This is a genomic window from Microcystis sp. LEGE 08355, from assembly GCF_015207185.1.
GTDB lineage: Bacteria > Cyanobacteriota > Cyanobacteriia > Cyanobacteriales > Microcystaceae > Microcystis > Microcystis panniformis.
In genome coordinates, this window is sequence record NZ_JADEXI010000796.1 from 1 (window position 1) to 1,672 (window position 1,672).

The following is a 1,672-nucleotide window of genomic DNA, read 5'->3' on the forward strand; positions in this document are numbered from 1 at the left end:
TAAGAGACAGCCGTAAACCCGCTTCTTTAATTGCATACAAAGTCACGGGTTTATCGTTAACTACCGCCTCAACTCGACCATTAATTAATTCCTGCAAAGCTAAAGCCGCCGAGTCAAATTGACTAACCACTGCTCCGGGTATTTTTGTCGCTTCTAAGGCTCCCGTAGTGCCAATTTGGACGGCAATTCTTTTGCCTTTTAAGTCTTCAAAATTTTTAATTGTCTTATTATCTTCCCGAACAGCGATCGCTAAACCAGCCCTAAAATAAGGTCGAGAAAAAGAAATCGCTTGGGCGCGTTCGGCGGTGATTGTCATGCCACTAATAGCGGCTTCCACTGTTCTTGCTTGTAGGGCCGGAATAATACCATCAAAGGGTAAATTTCTAAAGTCAATGTTGAGATCGGCTTCCTTGCCAATCGCCCGCATTAAATCGATATCAAACCCAGTTAATTGTCCCCCTTGTTGAAATTCAAAGGGCGGAAAAGTTGCTTCTGTGGCGACTCGAAAGGGATTAGGAGGGGTCTGGGAAAAAGCGGGAATAACACTTAATCCGATCGCCAAGACTAATCCTAACAAGGCAAAGATGACTCTCTGCACCGCCCGCCCTCGCCAAAATTTAATCATTTTTTAATTGTTTCTCCTTGATTTTTTTACTCAATTAAGTTAAGGATTTCGTCCTACTCCTCACCTAAGACAGATGTAGAGAGACTATTTGAGTATTATGATTATTCCTCTTGATAAAATGTCGTCAAGGATACAATCTAGCAGAAACTAATCTCGATACCTTTATACAGAATGTAAAATTTTTTACGAGAGGACATCATGACCACTACCACCCCTGTGATTGTTAGTGAAGGTTTACGCAAAAGTTACGGCTCTTTAGAGGTACTTAAAGGAGTTACAGGTACTCTTTATCAAGGGGACGTGGTATCGGTAATCGGTCCCTCTGGCTGCGGCAAAAGTACCTTTTTACGCTGTCTCAATCGTTTGGAAACAATTAACGGCGGCCGCTTGGAGGTGATGGGAATTGACATCTCTTCCCCGAAGTTAAATCAATCAGTCCTCCGCAATTTACGCAGCCGGGTAAGTATGGTGTTTCAACACTTTAATCTTTTTCCCCATCTCACCGTTTTACAAAACTTGATGTTGGCCCCCAAGCAAGTGTTACACCACTCGGAAAATGAGGCTAAGGATACGGCAATTCAGTATCTGGAAAAGGTGGGTTTGGCCCCAAAAGCCGATGTTTATCCCGACCAATTATCGGGAGGCCAAAAACAACGGGTGGCGATCGCTCGCAGTCTCTGCATGAAACCAGAGGTGATTTTATTTGATGAACCCACTTCGGCCCTGGATCCGGAATTAGTCGGGGAAGTGTTAAACGTTATGCGTCAATTGGCCGATGACGGTATGACTATGGTAGTCGTCACCCACGAAATGCAGTTCGCTAAGGAAGTCTCTAACAAGGTTTTGTTCTTTAATCAAGGTGTGATCGAAGAAGCAGGCGATCCCGACACCTTCTTTAATAATCCCCACAGCGAGCGCCTACAAGCTTTTTTAAGTCGCATCAATAGTAATTAGGGTTGGCTGAATTCAGGAGGCAAAAGGCAAAAGGCAAAAGGCAAAAGGCAAAAGGCAAAAGGCAAAAGGCAGCTTTATTCTCCCCACTTCCCC

The 1,672-nt window shown here is 44.1% G+C and carries 2 protein-coding genes; one reads left to right on the top strand and one right to left on the bottom strand.

Annotation, left to right across the window (positions count from 1 at the left end):
* Positions 1 to 625: basic amino acid ABC transporter substrate-binding protein (locus IQ242_RS24105; protein ID WP_193961696.1), on the bottom strand; the 625-nt coding region annotated here is incomplete at its 3' end.
* Between the two features lie 198 nt (positions 626 to 823).
* Here IQ242_RS24105 and IQ242_RS24110 point away from each other — a divergent pair.
* Positions 824 to 1,579: an amino acid ABC transporter ATP-binding protein gene (locus tag IQ242_RS24110; RefSeq protein ID WP_002765219.1), complete on the top strand. Its 756-nt coding sequence runs from the start codon at positions 824 to 826 to the stop codon at positions 1,577 to 1,579.
* The last annotated feature ends 93 nt before the right edge of the window (positions 1,580 to 1,672 follow it).